Raw genomic sequence first — 17,281 nt, forward strand, 5'->3', positions numbered from 1 at the left:
TTGTTTGATCACTTAAAAGTCTAACCTTATTGGGCTTTTTTTGTAAAATTTTGTACTAAATGTTTGATTGTTACGAACTAGCACCACACGTAAAATACTTAATATTAGTACAAATTTCATCTATCTGCCTTTTCATCTGATAAAAATTATGACTACTTGTCTTTAAATTATAATAAATAGCTTTTGCCATTTTAAGTTATAATTTAAAAATTGAGTTTGACATAATATCTCTATCTAGCATATAATGTACTTTGTTGTTGGTCCGGTAGCTCAGCTGGATAGAGCATTCGCCTTCTAAGCGAATTGTCGAGAGTTCGAATCTCTCCCGGATCATAAAGTATGGTTTTAAATAAAATTTAAACCCGTAGGAATGCTGTTATTACAGTATTCCTACTTTTTAGTTAAAGGCAAATAAAGGATATTAATTTAAATTGTTACACGATTGGTGCACTATAATTCTTAAATAAAATTAGATAACAAGCCCGCTGAAAATAATTTTACGATAAAAAAATAAAGACAGTCCAATTAAGGACTGTACTTTTTTATGTGGCGTGACGTAAAAAAATAAGCTCACTTTCGACAAAGTGAGCTTATTAAGCATTATAATATACACCAGTTTTAGGGGATAACTGATTAGGGTAATATAACATAAATTTATTTGGATGAATAATTGTGCAAAATAAAAAATAAACCCACCCTATCTTTAGAGTGAGCTTGTAGAGAATCGTCGTACATATCCTCTTCTCTCTTACAAACGTATTATAAAACTTAATACCTTATATTTCTACTAGTTTCCTAATTTTATATAAAATTATCGCTATTACCTATTAACCATTTACTTATCGTATACCACTTTTGTAAATTTACATAAAAACTATATCGCCATTTTTAGGAGTCGTCATTTTCAAATCAACCTGTATCTTATTGGCCTTTCGTATAATTATGATCTGAAAAGTTATTTGTAGGAATGTAAAAGAGCACAAAAAAATCCGTAATGAAAAATATTTTAAATTAATTCAAACTAACATTCTAAAATACTTGAGTAATCTAAGAATATTTGGTTTTACTAGTTAGTATGAAAAAGAAATATCCAAAACCACAATATTCATTTGACTAGATGAATATAGATTAGTTAAAACACCAAATAGTGCTGAACGCCAAATAACTAGTGTACTTTCAATGTCTTTAACTTCAAGGTTTTTATGTTGAATATCTGAAGCAAAAATAAACTTGTAGCTTAAAAAGACCCAAAACCAACTATTTTGGGTCTTCTAGATATTCAATACGCAAACATTTCTAAGAAATGCTCCTCGATTTGCGTCCTTGAAAATTGCAAATCAACCAGTCCAAACTTTATATACATATGCCAAGCATGTATTAAAGCATCTTTTTGATGTCGAAAATAAGAATTTTCAATTTGTTGATTTAAAATTAGATAAAGAGTATTAAATGACTTGCTTGGCCACTTATTTCCCATAACACTCAACTCTTCGTCAGTCAGCAAAAATTTATCTATGATAATTTGTTGACTAGCTACAAGTAAAAAACGACAAAGTCCATTACAATAATTATCCAAAATAACTGTCTGATCTCCACCCCGTGAATTTAACATCAACTCACTAATGGACAATGATAAATCAGTATAAAGGACAGCGACCTGTTCTTTTTCTGAAAAATCCGTCCTTTTTAAATAAGACGGTAACATACTGTTTCTAGCCCGAATACTCATCTCATGAACGTTCACGAAACTAACCCTCTTTAATTAAAATATCTAGGATCTACTTGTATCTCAAGTGTATTTATATTATCCAAGTACCAATCCCGAATAAAATCATAGTTGAACAGTAAATCAAACCAAGAAAGTGTTGCTTCTCGATCTTTCACATTTATTGCCCATTGTTCTTTCTTATTACCAATCAATTGATGTTCAGTTCCAAAAGTAACCACCAAACCAGATTTTAAATCTAAAATTGCTTCTCCCTTTGGACCTGTCTGTAGCATATAGCCCGCACGTGAAGCAACAACGAATAATTTATCCAATGCTTCTTGGGGTATATCCGATTTAATTATTGCATAAACTGCGGAATTAGATTGATCTAAAATATTAAAATCAACATCAAAGCCAAAATCCTCTTTGAAGAATTTCCCCATTTTGATCAACAGTAAAACAAATTTTCTAACTGTCGGGTAAACAAATTTTTCATGGTAGTTCTCAACTAATAAAGAAGTGATCGCCGCCGCATTAAATTTAACTATATGTTTAGCGAAGTTTAAGTAAAATAACTGTGCTCCATTTTGTTTTTCAACGTAATAAGCTCCACCCTCATTTACAGGGTCAACTTGAAATACAAAATAACCTTGATTATTAATGCCAGGGAATTCTTGATATAGTTCATGGTTATGCTCACTTGATTGTAATATTAATTGGTCACTATTATGTTGCTGTAATAATCTACTGAGAAAAATTAAGTAAAAATCAGACCTGCTGTACTGTTGTGGAAAAACCAAAAAAGCTGAATTCAAACGATAGCTGATCAGTTGCATAGCTGAATCCAATAGTTCATGTGGATCTGAAGTATTTATTAAACGATCCAATAATTCTGTGAATGCTATACCCGAATTCAAGCTATCTTTAAGCTGTTCATTATAATTTTGCAGTCGTGAAGAGGTACTAACAACACTTTCTTGTTTGAAAGTATCAACGCTTCCGTCTGGTTGAAAAATAACAGTTTTACTTTGCTCCTTATTCATCAGCATTCACCTGCCCTTGAATAGTAACTAGGTTTGCAATATAGTCACGATACAAAACTTGATTTTTTGCTTCAAAATTTTCAAAGCTCCCAAATTTTGCCACTATACTTTGTTTTTCATAACTCAATAATGTATCTTCTTTTGACAATTCCAAAATACGGCTTTCATTTTGTCTGATCTGCTGGTAAGCATTGTTTGAGGTTTCATCAACCTCCGTTAACTTGCTTAACTGATCGATTAAATTTTGTTTTTCTTCTTTTTGCCGGTTAGCTTCCCATGGCATAACTTTTTCTTGCGAGATTTGTTTGATCTGGGAACGTAAATTAGCTTTCTCCTCATCACGCTTATCTTGTGAATCAATTAATTCTTGCAACTGATCATTTTCCACCGAGATCTGTTCAATTTGATCACTATTAAGACGTTTTTGCTGCGTTTCTAATTCAAATGTCCGAGCCAATTTGTGATATTCAACTTCATCAAAATTAAAACTAACATTCAAAACATCTAAAGTTCCAAATAAACGACGTCCCCACCAATTACCGAAATAAAATTGATATTGTCCTTCTCCTATTTCTTCAAAGTAAAAGAAAGGATAATTTTTACGCAAAAAAGTAATTAATTTTTTGCTTAAAAAAGCGCTTAACTTGTCATGCAAATCTTCTACTAACGCTTCGTTACTTGGATCAGCCGAAATATGACGTGCCTGTTGTACTTCACGAGCGTATTTTTCAGAATCTATTAATTGGTAGACCAATCTATCATCTTGATCTTTCAGCGCAGCATGAAGCGTTTCAAGATAGCGACTTTTGCTAACAACAGCCTTGATCACTGCTGAAGTTGCAGTGTCATGATCCGATAAAACAAATTCATTTGTATTCGCCATGTTTATCTCTCCTAATATAGCAATGAAAACAGTTTACATCGCTCGTCTAATGTTTTAATTGTGACATATAAGACTTATAAGTTCAACTGTATCGGACTATTGATATAACAATGTTTTGATTTCAGAAACTAATAAAAACTATCCAAGATGGGCAAACACAAAAATAATGGATATACTCACTTCATTGCTAAAGTAGGTATACCCATTATTTTATTCATTCCATGATCAATAATTAAGCGTTGTTAAAAAATCATTAACTCCCAGGGTAGAATTAGTTAAATTCTGCCTTAAGGAATTGACCAAACCATCGATATCATTAATTTCTTGCGTATTCTTTGAATGTCTGATCACAGTGGCTTTTTCAAAATCATTATGACAATTTATTTGCTTTTCTTTTGAAACCCTGACTTTCAAATTGGAAGCAGAAATTTTTGATAATAAAAAAATCAGAAAATGGTATTTCTCCAAAGTAGATAGAGTTGTTGGTATTTCAACTGGAATTTGTGAACCTAAAATGATAATTCCTGTTAATCTTGAAGCTTTGCTTTTCTTAAAAATTTCATCATAATACATAAAAGCGTCTAATTTCTTAAACACTAAATTTTTATTTTTTTTATCGTTCAACAAATGATAATAAGAAAAACTACTTCCATTACTTAAAAATACTAACTTACGTTTACCTAAATTGACGCCTAGCCAGGTGTCATCTTGTTTTTGTGGTTTCTCAAAAGGCCAAGAACTATAGATTCGTGCCCTATATGTTTCTCCTAAACGATAAATAAACATAAAAGTAATTTTATTAAAGCAATGTTCCCACGGACACTCGATCGGTATAGTACCTAAGGTTGGTAATAATAATAAATTATTGACTAACAAAGCCTCGCCAGGTTCTTTCGTAAATAAACAACATAAACCTCCATTCAAAATAAATTCAGCCGAAAAGCCAAAATTTAGTTTGTTTTCTTCATTTTCTGCAATTTGACAGTTAAAACGATACTGGGCCAGTGAACCAATTATCGTATTCATTGCCAAACGACTAAGATGATGATTACCTCTATTTAGAAATTTCTTGACAATTTGTTGACTTTTAGCGACGATCATCTCATCTGAATCTGTTTTTGAGATCAACTTTTTAAGTTCGCGGATCACATTTGTGCTTAAATCCAAACATTTTCTAATATTACTGATTTGGTCGTCTTGTGGATAGATTTTTAAATCACAATATTCTTTCACTGTTTCCACTTGCTTCACTCCTCATGATTTTTACTTATACAATAATAAGTACGCAAAAAGATGAACTTTCTTTTTTAAAAAAGAGGAATGTTTCTCAATAATGTACATAGTGGCATACTGTCGATGAAAATTACTGATGAGCTTGACAGTATAATTTAAATAAATTGTAATTTAGACTGCTAAAGATCCCTGATTTAGGTTATGTGTACGCGAAATAATATTCTCTTTTTTTCTTCATTAAAATTATAAAGTCGGGATTCAAAGACTCTGCGCTGCATAACAATAAAAAAGGCTAAAAAATCAAAAATCGATTTTCCAAGCCCTTTAAAATATTATTGACGTAAATATTGTCTCTGAGAATTTTTAATACCTGTCAAAACAAACGGTGCACGGTCACTCTTATAGTCAATGATCAACTCGTCTTTATTTTTTAAAGATTGACGATAAATATGTTCGTAATCAGTAACACTAACTTGATGCCGTTTTGCTAGCATAGTTGATACATGATCATTATTTACAAAATCTTCAAAACTATCTTGTAATATCCCAGTAAAAAATTCACCTTGTGCGCCTGAACCATAACTAAATAGTCCGATTCGTTGTCCAGCAGTTAAACTTGAACTATTTTGTAATAATGATAATAAACTTAAATAAAGTGATCCTGTATAAAGATTACCTACATTTCGGTTATACTCACGCGAAGCCTCAAACTGTTCTTTCAAGTTATCAGCAATTTCTGGCTCTGTATCAGAAATGATGGTTCTTAATGCTTTTAATCCCATTTTTGTATAAGGTAGATGAAAGATAAAAGCACTGAAATCGCCTAAGGATAAATTAGTTTGTTGCAAATAATTTAAATAAACTCGTTTGAAAAAATCTAAATAAATTTTTGCTGAATATTTACCTTCTACCAAAGCTTCAGTATGGCCCAATGGACGCCAAAAATCCATCACATTTCTTGCATAATAAGCTGTTTTTGGCTCCAAAGCTAAAATCGCAGGATCACTAGACATCAATAAGGCAATGGCTCCACCACCTTGCGTTGCTTCACCAGACGTTTTTAAACCGTATCGTGCTATATCAGCACCAATAACTAAAACTTTTTTATCAGGATGCAAATCCAAATACCCGCGTGCCATCGCGATCCCGGCAGTCGCTCCATAACAAGCCTGTTTAATTTCGAAAGCCCTCAAATTTTCTTGCAAGCCTAATAAATCTACCAAATACATCGCAGCAGATTTAGAATTATCAATACCAGACTCTGTACCAAAAACAACTAATCCTATTTTATTTTTGTCTTCTGATGTTAATATTTTTTCAGCAGCCGTGCATGCCATGGTAACTATATCCTGTGAAGGCGGTATAACTGCCATTTTTTGTTGTCCTAAACCTATCAAATATTTATTAGGTTCTTCATTTCTTGCCATGGCTAATTCCGCCATATCTACATACAAATGCGACGTAGCAAAACCAATCTTATCAATTCCGATCTTCATAAAATTAACTCCTATTTCATTCTTTTTTCTGTAAATGCTTTAATTTATTAAACCACTGTATAATAAGTTAAATCTTATTGTTAAACATTATCCTCATTAACAATAATTAACTATGTTATTATACCTTATTTTAAAAGAAACTAGCAAAATTGAATCAATCTTAATTTATAGTAGACACATGGCTAACAAATGCAAATATTAGATATCTTGTAGTATAATGATAATTAGTAAATGGGAGGTGTCTCGTTTGAAAGCAATTAAAATGACAGTATCTGGCATGGTACAAGGAGTGGGTTTTCGATATACCGCCAAGATGCTTGCAGATCGTTTAAATGTTAACGGGATCATTCGTAACTTGATGAACGGTGATGTTTACATTGAAGCTCAAGCCGATAACGAAACACTCAAAAAGTTTGTTGCTGGTATTAAGGATTCCCCCTCTCCAGCTGCAAGGGTCGATCAAGTCGAAACATCGGAGATCCCAGTCAATGATTATCAAGATTTTTCGGTTGTTTATTAAGATTTTCCACCATAGAGATTATGGTGGTTTTTTTATTAAATTAGTGTAATCTACGTTAGCGACTCTTGTTAAAAATCTAAAAGTATATAGAATACGCTTTTAGATTATGGTAGAATTCTAGATGTGTAATTTACTATATGAGGGGAACTAATAATGAATAGAAAAAAATTATCAAGGCTTTTTCCGCTATTTATGGTTCTAGTAATTTTTTTAAGCGGATGTGTCAGGAGAACAGCAAGTGGAAAACCATATGGTTGGGTTTATGACAACTTAGCCGTACCCACACAGCATTTGTTGCTTTGGTTGTCACAGCAATTAGGCAATAATTTAGGTTGGGCAATTATTTTAATCACTTTTATTGTTAGATTGATTTTAATGCCGATTATGGTCAATCAATCTCGTAAATCAACGATCCAACAGGAAAAAATGGCTTCGATCCAGCCATATATGACTGAGATCCAGAAACGTTCTAAGGAAGCCAAAACACAAGACGAACAGATGGAAGCCAACCAGGAGATGATGGCGTTATATAAAGACAACAACATCTCGATGACTGGTGGTATTGGTTGTTTACCATTACTAGTACAAATGCCGATTTTTGCAGCTTTGTACGCTGCTATCCAATACTCACCTGAACTTTCCAGTTCATATTTCATGGGTATTAATTTAGGTAATAAGAGCTTTGCGTTAACTGCATTAACTTTTGTGATTTACGCTGCCCAAGGTTACATGTCTATGATCGGGTTGAGCCCTGAGCAAAAAAAGCAAATGCAATCGATGCTATTGATCAGTCCCATCATGACAGCCGGTATTACGTATGTTTCTCCGGCTGGACTAGGTCTTTATTTCTTTGTTGGTGGTATCTTTGCCTGCCTACAAACTTTAGTGATTATATTTATGCGTCCACGTATCAAAAAGAAAGTCGCAGCGGATCTTGAAGAACATCCGATCAAAACACCAGTTAGGAAGACAAAACCAGTAACTAACGATGGAGAAGTTGAAAATAAACAAGCTACTATGCATAATAATAACCGCCAAAGAAATGCTGGTAAACAACGTCATCATAACAATGAATAACCAAAAACACGATGTCAAAAAATGGCATCGTGTTTTTTTGATTATTCATTTTCGTCATTCACAGGAAAATATAATGGAATTGAAACTTTAAACAGTGAACCCTGACCTGCTGCACTTTCAACCGTTATTTTCCCATGATATCCCTCTAACAGGCGTTGTGCGATAGATAAACCCAAGCCATTTCCACCTTGTTCCCGACTCCGAGCCTTGTCTACCCGATAGAAACGCCCGAATATCTTCTTGATCTCAGATTCGGGAATTCCCGTACCAAAATCTTGCACAACTAATTCAGCATACCGATTTGTTTTAGACAAAGAAACATAAATTTCTTTTCTTTCTCGAGAATACTTAACTGCATTATCCATTAAGATCACCATGATCTGTTCTAAATGATTACGATACATCTTTACTTGGGTTTCGCCACGTAATTCATTATCTAAACTGAAATGAAAATCTGGATGGATCATTTCGAAATTAGAAAATACCTGCAAAGCAACTTCACGTACATCACTCGTTTCATCCCCAAATTGAACATTTACCTGGCCAGCACGCGACAAATCTAACATTTCTTGAACTAAACTTTCCATCCGTTCTATTTCTTGTAACGACGCATCGATCGATTCTGCTAAAATTTCCGGGTCATCTTTCCCCCAACGATTCAATAGGTCCATATGTCCCTTAATTACAGAAACAGGTGTACGTAATTCATGAGAAACATCCTCAACAAATTGTAATTGCTGCTCAATATAACCTTGCATTTGGTCTAACATATCATTAAACAATTCACTTAATTCAGATAATTCATCATGTTGTTGCAATTCAGGCACACGTACAGTAGCGATTGCTTTTCCCTCATTACCAGCACTGAGCTTACGAATAGCTTCATTTAAAGATTCTATCGGTCTAAGTAGCCAAGAAGATAAGCCCATACTCAATAAGGCAATGGCCAAACCTGCAGTTACACCAAACACAATAAAAATCAAAATCAGCTTATTTCGAGCCTGATCATAATCCTTGAGCGTATTAGTGACCTGAGCATAGCCAATCACTTGATTAGTAGATTCTGACTTTAACGGTCGACTTGTTACAAATACGTGGTGCTGACCATTACGAACCACAGTATCTTCATTTGAACCAGTCTTTTTAAAATGATGTGGAACTTTGCGTGATGCAAAAATCAAATTACCCGACAAATCATAAACACTAACAGCCAAGTTTTTACGTGCTAACGAAATAAAAGCTGAATCAGTATAAGGAGCAGGAGTATTTTTTTCTTTTTCAACAGGTGCAACTTCATAACTTAAAATTCGTTTGACATAACTTCCATCCAATTCAGAGTTTTGATTTTCTAGTCGTTCAGAGACAGTCGAAAGCGCATTGTGTGAATAAGTCTTTTCTTGACGCAACAAAATACTAGAAAAACTCTGAAATAAAAGCACGGAAAAGATAGCAAAAATCAGTAAAACACCTAGTCCCATTCCGATCGACCATTTTACTTTAAGAGAAACGAAACGCTTATTGTTAACTTTCTTTTCGCTATCCTGACCGGTTACATTTGTATTGTTCATCACGAACGCATGACATAACCAGTTCCACGCACAGTTTGAATATAACTATCTTCACCTGGTCGATCGATTTTATTGCGTAGATACCGAATATAAACATCAACAACATTAGTCTCGATTTGTGATTCATAACCCCAAACTTTTTTCAACAAAACATCACGAGCTAACACAACATTTACATTTTCCATTAATGCTAATAAGAGTTCATATTCTCTTTTAGTTAATTCAATGATCTCATCGCCACGACGTACGACTCGATTTTCTTTTTCGATCGTTAAGTCGCGGTAACTAACCGTTGTTTGTTTAGATGAATTTTGTTCACTTTCCAAATCGATTCGTCGTAGCAATGCGCGTAAACGTGCTAAAAGTTCTTCAATTGCAAATGGCTTAACGATATAATCATCCGCACCATGATCAAGACCAGAAACTCGATCAATGACTGAATCTCGAGCTGTCATCATGATGATCGGAGTATTTTTAACTTGACGCACACGCCGACAAACTTCTAGACCATTCAGTTCCGGCAACATCAAATCTAATAAAATGGCATCCCAATTTTCCTCTAATGCGAAGTCGAGTCCCTCACGTCCATTTTTACAAACTTTGGTCGTATAACCCTCGTGTTGTAATTCTAAATCAACAAAGCGTGAAAGGTTTTTTTCATCTTCCACAATTAAAATATTACTCATTAAGTCGCACTCTCCTAATCTGGTCCTCCAGACTTTATTTTTAAAACTCCAATTGTTTACAAATGCAATTTTAACATTTTATTACTTAAAATTACATATCTATCAGTAAAGTTCACTTGAAATAGCGTGATTCTTAATATAGTCACACGTCAGAAAAAAACTAGACGTAATAATACGTCTAGCATTCTTTTTCAATTCTAATTATTCTTCATGATACCACTCATAATGAAAAATACCATCTTGATCATTACGTTCATAGGTATGAGCCCCAAAATAATCACGTTGAGCTTGAATAATATTGGCAGGTAACGTTTCAGCACGATACTGGTCATAGTATGTGATCGCACTTGTAAAACCAGGAGAAGCAACTCCAGCTTGCATTGCCAAAGCAGCAACGTCACGTACAGAGCTTTGATATTTCTCGGCAATATCTTTAAAGTAGGGATCAAGCATTAGGTTCTTTAAGTCTGGTCGATTTTCAAAAGCATCAGTGATTTTTTGTAAGAATTGAGCCCGAATAATGCAACCTTCACGCCAAATTTTTGCTAAATCACCATATTTTAAATCCCAATTATAGTTTTCAGAAGCAACACGCAATTGTTCAAATCCTTGTGCGTAACTCATAATCTTACTAAAGTAAAGCGCTTCACGTATTTTTTCGATATACTCTTTCTTATCAAGTTTAGAAGCATCAAATGATGGACCATGTAAAACTTTACTTGCAGCAACACGCTCATCTTTTAAAGCAGAAATATAGCGAGCATAAACGGATTCTGTAATTAGTGATTGTGGTACACCCAATTCAAGCGCACTTTGTGAGCTCCATTTACCAGTACCTTTATTCCCAGCACGATCCAAGATCTTATCAACCATCGGTTCACCTGAACCATGATCATCTTTACGAGTCAGAATATCTGCCGTAATATCGATCAAATAACTGCTTAACTCACCTTGTTTCCATTCATTGAATGTATCCGCAATTTCTTCGGTAGACATTTGCAAAACATTCCGCATTAAATTATAACTTTCTGCGATAAGTTCCATATCCCCATATTCGATACCATTGTGCACCATTTTAACATAATGGCCAGCACCATCAGGACCGATATATGTGACACAAGGTTCACCATCTTTCGCTTTAGCTGCAATTTGTTCAAGAATTGGACTCACAAGGTCATAAGCTTCTTTTTGTCCACCAGGCATTAAAGAAGGCCCTTCTAACGCACCTTTTTCGCCTCCAGAAACGCCCATACCAATGAAGTTGATTCCAGAATTTTCAAGTTCTTTATTCCGCCGGATAGTATTTTCGAAGAAGGTATTACCACCATCAATCAAAACATCACCTTTATCAAGATATGGTAGTAAATTCTTAATCGTTTCATCTGTTGGTTGACCAGCCTTGACCATCAATATGATTCGCCGTGGAGTTTGTAAAGAAGCAACAAAATCTTTAATTGAATAGCTTGGTACTAAATTTTTATCAGGATGATCTGCAGCTGTTTTCTCAGTCTTAGAAGAGGTTCGATTAAAAATTGCAACCGAATAACCTCTACTTTCAATATTTAAAGCTAAATTTTTACCCATCACAGCCATGCCAATGACACCAATTTGTGGTTTATCCATCACTGAAGCCTCCTAAATAATCTTAATCTTCAATACATTTTATATCATAGCAAAAATAAAATACTAAATAAAGCACATTAAATTTTGAAATTAAATTGTATAATATATACCTTTTCAAAATAAAGATGCGGCCCGTGACTCACGGACCGCCCAGCTTTATTAAGATGCTTTAGCATCCTTTTTTCCCACTCTTGGTTTTTCTTTTCCAAGAACTGTATTTTTTGTGATCGATACTTTGCTAATATCGTCTTCACCTGGAATATCAAACATTACATCCCGCATAGTAGATTCGATGATCGAGCGCAAACCACGAGCACCAGTATTTCTTTCGATAGCCAAATGTGCAATTTCTTTAAGCGCACCTGACGCAAAGTTCAATTCAACATCATCAAGCTTTAATAATTTTTGATATTGTTTTACCAAAGCATTTTTTGGCTCAGTTAAAATACGAACTAAATCTTCTTCATCCAATTTTTCCAAAGCTGTTAAAATTGGTAAACGCCCAATAAATTCCGGGATCAAGCCGAATTTTAACAAATCTTCTGGAATGATCTGTTGCATCAAACTCTTACTTTCATCAAAGTTTTGGTTTGAATCCGCACCAAAACCAATAGTTTTATCACCTAAACGGTTCTTAACCATGGTTTCAATACCATCAAAAGCACCACCAACAATAAATAAAATATTAGTGGTATCGATCTGGATCAATTCTTGCTGCGGGTGTTTTCGGCCACCTTGAGGCGGAACACTTGCAACGGTCCCTTCTAGGATCTTAAGCAAAGCTTGCTGTACACCTTCACCAGAAACATCACGAGTGATCGAAACATTCTCGCTTTTCTTTGCAATTTTATCGATCTCATCAATATAAACGATACCATGTTCAGCACGATCAACATCATAATCAGCATTTTGCAATAACTTCAATAAGATATTTTCAACATCTTCCCCAACATAACCAGCTTCAGTTAAAGTTGTGGCGTCAGCAATTGCAAAAGGTACATTTAAGATCTTAGCCAAATTTTGGGCTAAAAATGTTTTACCGGAACCTGTTGGTCCAACTAAACAAATATTACTCTTTTGCAGTTCAGTTTCATCATCCTCATCGCTGATCGAGGCATTGACACGTTTATAATGATTATAAACGGCAACTGCTAGAGTTCGCTTAGCTTCAGTTTGACCAATCACATAATCATCTAACATTTGTACGATTTGTTGTGGTGTAGGAACTTCGCCTAAATCACTTTTTACGTCTGCTTTAGCTTCTTCATCAATAATAGATTCAGCCAATGCAACACACTCATTACAAATGTAGACACCTGGGCCAGAAATCATACTCTTTACCTGATTTTCTGATTTACCACAGAAAGAACAAGTAACTGGTCCATTACCATCCATATTTTCATACATTAAATATCACCCTTGCTTAATAATTAAGGCCATTCTACCAAACTTAGACCAAAAAGGCGAATAGTTGACTTATAAACAACATTCTTCAAATAATAATGAAAAATCACGGCTGTCCAGCAAGGATCACCGTGATTTTTTATTTACTGAACAAAATTATTTTTCGTCCTTTTCAGCATTTTTCTTGTCATCAGGTTTAAGTGTTTGTTTTGCTGAATCAGCAATTTCGTCAACAACTTTTCTGATAGCAATATCATGTTGTAACATATCGTCAGAAAGTGCCGAACGGACAGCATTTTCATCTAAACCGTACTGACCTGCCAGGTCCTTGATTTCACTTGAAATTTCTTTATCACTAGCTTTGACATCTTCAGACTTAACAATAGCTTCCAAAACAAGATTTGTCTTGACACGTTTTTCAGCGCCTTCTTCAAAACGTTTGTGCAAATCTTCTTCAGAAGAACCTGTCAATTGATAATACATATCAGCACTAATACCTTGTTGTTGCATTCCAGACATAAATTGATCCATTTGACGGTGAATGTCTTCTTCGATCATTGCATCTGGAATTTTACCGATTTTAGCATTATCTACAGCATAACCAATTGCTTCGTCTTCGATGGCACTCTTAGCCTCAGAAACCTTCTTGGCCTTCAAGTCTTCCTTGATCTTAGCTTTTAATTCTTCTAAAGTATCGACATCTTCATCAACATCCTTAGCAAACTCATCATCAAGTTCTGGCAATTCTTTTTCCTTAACTTCATGGATCTTAGTAGCAAAAACTGCTTCTTTGCCTGCAAGATCAGTTGCTTGATAATCTTCGGGGAATGTAACTTTAACAGAAACATCCTCACCTGACTTATGACCAATTAATTGGTCCTCAAATCCAGGAATAAATTGATTTGAACCTAATTCTAATGACTGGTTATCAGCTTTACCACCATCAAAAGGAACACCATCAACTGAGCCCTCATAATCGATAACAACTGTATCGCCTTTTGCAGCTGGTTCCTCTTCTTTCAATACAAGTTCAGCTTGTTGTTGACGTTTGTCTTCCAAAGCCTTTTCAACATCAGCTTTAAGTACACGAGTTGGATGAGGAGTAACCTCAAGATCCTTGTATTGTCCTAATTCAACTTCGGGTTCAACAGTCACCTTAGCACTCAAAACCCAAGCGGAATCTTTGTCCATTGATTCAACATTAACTTCTGGTTGGTCAACCGGTTTGATTTCACTTTCTTGAACAGCCTTAGAATATTCTTCTGGCAAGATGGCATTCAATGCATCTTGGTATAATGATTCTTCACCATACATTTTATTAAAGATCTGACGTGGAACCTTTCCTTTACGAAATCCAGGTACATTCAAAGATTTTTTTACACGATTAAAGGCAGTATCTAACCCTTCTTTAATTTTATCAGGTTGGATTTCAAAAGTAAGTTTACCATTGTTGGTGCCTTCTTCTTTTTCCCATTTTGCAGACATTATTTTCCCTCCGAGCAAATAAGTTTGTACAATATGTTAATTGCATACTAAATTAGTGTAACCTACAAATCGCTAAATGTAAATGTTTCAACACAAAATGTCAAAATTTACCTTATTTAAAATCAAGACAAAGATAACCTTTCATTTGAAACCTAAACATTCAGTTTAATGTAAACTCTTTTCAAATAAAAAAGAGCCCGAGCCAAAGCCCGAACTCCTTCTAACTGTTTTTAGTCGTCGATTTCTGAAACAACACCGGCACCAACAGTATGGCCACCTTCACGAACAGTGAATTTAAGACCCTTTTCGATAGCAACTGGTGAAATCAATTCAACAGTAAATGTTACGTTATCACCAGGCATAACCATTTCTACACCTTCTGGCAATTCAATTACACCAGTAACGTCTGTAGTATGGAAGTAGAATTGTGGACGGTAGTTTGAGAAGAATGGAGTATGACGTCCACCTTCTTCTTTAGACAAGACATAAACTTCGCCCTTAAACTTCTTGTGTGTTTGGATTGAACCTGGTTTTGCCAAAACTTGGCCACGGATAACTTGTTCACGGTCAACACCACGTAGCAAAGCACCGATGTTATCGCCGGCTTCACCAACATCAAGTGTCTTACGGAACATTTCAACACCAGTGATAGTTGTCTTAACAACATCATCTTTCAAACCAACGATTTCAACTTCATCGCCGACCTTAACTTGGCCACGATCAATACGACCAGAAGCAACAGTACCACGACCAGTGATCGTAAATACGTCTTCAACAGGCATCAAGAAAGGTTTGTCAGTTGGGCGATCAGGAGTTGGTACGTAGTCATCCATGATGTCAAGTAAGTCCTGAACGTGTTGTTTTTCTTCAGGGTCATCTTGTAATGCCTTAAGAGCTGAACCACGAACGATAGGAATATCATCGCCAGGGAAGTCATATTCGCTCAAAAGATCGCGAACTTCCATTTCTACCAAGTCTAATAATTCATCATCATCAACAAGGTCTGTCTTGTTCAAGAAGACAACGATATATTCAACACCAACCTGACGAGCAAGCAAGATATGCTCACGTGTCTGAGGCATTGGACCATCTGTAGCAGCAACAACTAAAATAGCACCGTCCATTTGAGCAGCACCAGTGATCATGTTTTTAACGTAGTCAGCATGTCCTGGGGCATCAATATGAGCGTAGTGGCGTTTTTCAGTTTCATATTCAATATGTGAAGTATTGATTGTGATACCACGTTCTTGCTCTTCTGGAGCAGCATCAATCGTTGCGTAGTCCTGGAATTCTGCCACACCTTTGTCAGATTCAGATAAAACTTTAGTAATAGCAGCTGTTAATGTTGATTTACCATGGTCAACGTGTCCGATAGTACCAATGTTAACATGCGGCTTTGTTCTTTCGTAATGTTCTTTTGCCATTAATACGAACCTCCTGTGATTTTACAAAGAAAACCCGCAATAATTTGCCGATAATCCTTTGGTTATAATTATACTACTTCTTCCCTCCAATTCCAAGCACCAACAGATACAGGCAAATGGAGATATTGAAGAATCCTTGAACTATTATATAGATACAAAATCTATTTGTAAATACTAAAAACCAAAAATAATCAAGATTTTCACTCTTTTTTATTCTATTTTGATTTTGGCTGCCATTTCGCAATACTTTTTTCTAAATCATTCGCTATTTTTGCATAAGGTCCTTGCGGATCAAAAAAACTTTTTTCATTCAATAAAACATGCATCCATAAGTCTTGATCACGTTCGATCTCTGTAAAATCGGGATAAAGTAACATCAGCTTTAGCGTGATCTCACCCAAGATCTGCTGTGAAATATTACTAGGCCGAGTTGTATTGCCCAATAATTGGGTTGCATAATTTTTAAAAAGCTTAGTTTCTTGTATACCTTGTAATTTTTTGGGACAAAGTATTGATTTATCACTTAAAAACGGTAAGTAGGCAACTTTTTCAGAAACATTCAATAAACGTAAATCATTTAAAAAAGAAGCACGTACTAAAGGATGAACGTTCTCATCTATAAGCGCAGGCTTAACACTATCAATAAAATCTTGATATGTTAATGCGTTAGCTTCCTTCGCTATCTTACGTTGCTCAAGTGGCGAAGCTAAACCTAAATACTGAAGTTGTTTTTTTTGTTTCGTGACACTTCTATTATTTTGTTCATTAAATCGTTTAACTTCAAGGTCCAATTTTCTATAGAATAATTGACTTTCTTTCTCTGTCATATAAGGCTTTAAACTTTCAAGTAATTGATAAACCTTTAGTGCCTGCTTAGCATTCACAGCGATATGAATATAAAAAACCAAGCGTTGGTCTTCTGCTAAATAACTATTCATATATTCCTGCGCGATTTCTAATGCCGACTCGAAATTTCCTGTGCCAGCTAATGCCTTAACCAGAAAAAAATTTTCACGGGCAGATTTTTGTTCAGAATATAAACTCGAAAATAATTCTGCAGCAAGGGAATAGTTTTCATCCCTTAAAGCTTTTTTTGCATCAAACTGTTTTTTCTTTCTTAGCTCTTCCATA

14 protein-coding genes and 1 tRNA gene are annotated in these 17,281 nt (G+C 34.8%); 3 read left to right on the forward strand and 12 right to left on the reverse strand.

The window, feature by feature from the left end:
- The first annotated feature begins 259 nt into the window (after positions 1-259).
- Positions 260-333: transfer RNA gene (locus LACPOB_RS0107635), tRNA-Arg, on the forward strand.
- Positions 334-1,279: 946 nt separating this feature from the next.
- Here the strand turns inward: LACPOB_RS0107635 and LACPOB_RS0107640 are convergent.
- From LACPOB_RS0107640 to LACPOB_RS0107660, 5 genes are all read right to left on the reverse strand, one after another.
- A complete protein-coding gene (locus tag LACPOB_RS0107640; RefSeq protein WP_017868245.1) occupies positions 1,280-1,744 on the reverse strand; it encodes a hypothetical protein in 465 nt (154 codons plus the stop codon).
- Between the two features lie 14 nt (positions 1,745-1,758).
- Positions 1,759-2,751 (reverse strand): hypothetical protein, encoded by a 993-nt coding sequence (locus tag LACPOB_RS0107645; protein ID WP_017868246.1) that lies wholly within the window; start codon positions 2,749-2,751, stop codon positions 1,759-1,761.
- Positions 2,744-3,634 carry a hypothetical protein gene (locus tag LACPOB_RS0107650; RefSeq protein ID WP_017868247.1) on the reverse strand — a complete coding sequence of 297 codons (891 nt, stop codon included), beginning with the start codon at positions 3,632-3,634 and terminating at the stop codon, positions 2,744-2,746. Before LACPOB_RS0107650 ends, LACPOB_RS0107645 begins: the two co-directional genes overlap by 8 nt.
- Before the next feature lie 225 nt (positions 3,635-3,859).
- Positions 3,860-4,876 (reverse strand): hypothetical protein, encoded by a 1,017-nt coding sequence (locus tag LACPOB_RS0107655; RefSeq protein ID WP_017868248.1) that lies wholly within the window; start codon positions 4,874-4,876, stop codon positions 3,860-3,862.
- Between the two features lie 323 nt (positions 4,877-5,199).
- Positions 5,200-6,363, reverse strand: a complete 1,164-nt coding sequence (locus LACPOB_RS0107660) for a hydroxymethylglutaryl-CoA synthase (RefSeq protein WP_017868249.1) — start codon at positions 6,361-6,363, stop codon at positions 5,200-5,202.
- A 247-nt stretch (positions 6,364-6,610) separates the two neighbouring features.
- Between LACPOB_RS0107660 and LACPOB_RS0107665 the strand changes: the two genes are divergently transcribed.
- Positions 6,611-6,883, forward strand: coding sequence for an acylphosphatase (locus LACPOB_RS0107665; RefSeq protein ID WP_017868250.1), 273 nt, complete (start codon positions 6,611-6,613; stop codon positions 6,881-6,883).
- A gap of 153 nt (positions 6,884-7,036) precedes the next feature.
- The gene (gene yidC / locus LACPOB_RS0107670) at positions 7,037-7,960 is read left to right on the forward strand and encodes a membrane protein insertase YidC (RefSeq protein ID WP_017868251.1); all 924 of its coding nucleotides are present in this window, start codon (positions 7,037-7,039) and stop codon (positions 7,958-7,960) included.
- Between the two features lie 41 nt (positions 7,961-8,001).
- Here yidC and LACPOB_RS0107675 read toward each other — a convergent pair whose 3' ends face one another.
- The 7 genes from LACPOB_RS0107675 to LACPOB_RS0107705 all read right to left on the reverse strand — a co-directional run bounded on the left by LACPOB_RS0107675 (position 8,002) and on the right by LACPOB_RS0107705 (position 17,280).
- Entirely contained in the window at positions 8,002-9,528 is a 1,527-nt protein-coding gene (locus LACPOB_RS0107675; RefSeq protein WP_017868252.1) for a HAMP domain-containing sensor histidine kinase, read from the reverse strand.
- Positions 9,528-10,214 carry a response regulator transcription factor gene (locus LACPOB_RS0107680; RefSeq protein WP_017868253.1) on the reverse strand — a complete coding sequence of 229 codons (687 nt, stop codon included), beginning with the start codon at positions 10,212-10,214 and terminating at the stop codon, positions 9,528-9,530. The genes LACPOB_RS0107675 and LACPOB_RS0107680 overlap by 1 nt, the downstream gene beginning before the upstream one ends.
- A gap of 201 nt (positions 10,215-10,415) precedes the next feature.
- A complete protein-coding gene (gnd, locus tag LACPOB_RS0107685; protein WP_017868254.1) occupies positions 10,416-11,837 on the reverse strand; it encodes an NADP-dependent phosphogluconate dehydrogenase in 1,422 nt (473 codons plus the stop codon).
- Between the two features lie 159 nt (positions 11,838-11,996).
- Positions 11,997-13,244 carry an ATP-dependent Clp protease ATP-binding subunit ClpX gene (gene clpX, locus LACPOB_RS0107690; RefSeq protein WP_017868255.1) on the reverse strand — a complete coding sequence of 416 codons (1,248 nt, stop codon included), beginning with the start codon at positions 13,242-13,244 and terminating at the stop codon, positions 11,997-11,999.
- Positions 13,245-13,397: 153 nt separating this feature from the next.
- Complete coding sequence (gene tig / locus LACPOB_RS0107695; protein WP_017868256.1) at positions 13,398-14,726, reverse strand: trigger factor; 1,329 nt, start codon at positions 14,724-14,726, stop codon at positions 13,398-13,400.
- Between the two features lie 230 nt (positions 14,727-14,956).
- Complete coding sequence (tuf, locus tag LACPOB_RS0107700) at positions 14,957-16,150, reverse strand: elongation factor Tu (RefSeq protein ID WP_017868257.1); 1,194 nt, start codon at positions 16,148-16,150, stop codon at positions 14,957-14,959.
- Positions 16,151-16,365: 215 nt separating this feature from the next.
- Positions 16,366-17,280, reverse strand: a complete 915-nt coding sequence (locus LACPOB_RS0107705; protein WP_017868258.1) for a hypothetical protein — start codon at positions 17,278-17,280, stop codon at positions 16,366-16,368.
- Position 17,281: the final 1 nt, after the last annotated feature.

Origin of the sequence: Ligilactobacillus pobuzihii E100301 = KCTC 13174, from assembly GCF_000349725.1 — a bacterium.
GTDB classification, from domain to species: domain Bacteria; phylum Bacillota; class Bacilli; order Lactobacillales; family Lactobacillaceae; genus Ligilactobacillus; species Ligilactobacillus pobuzihii.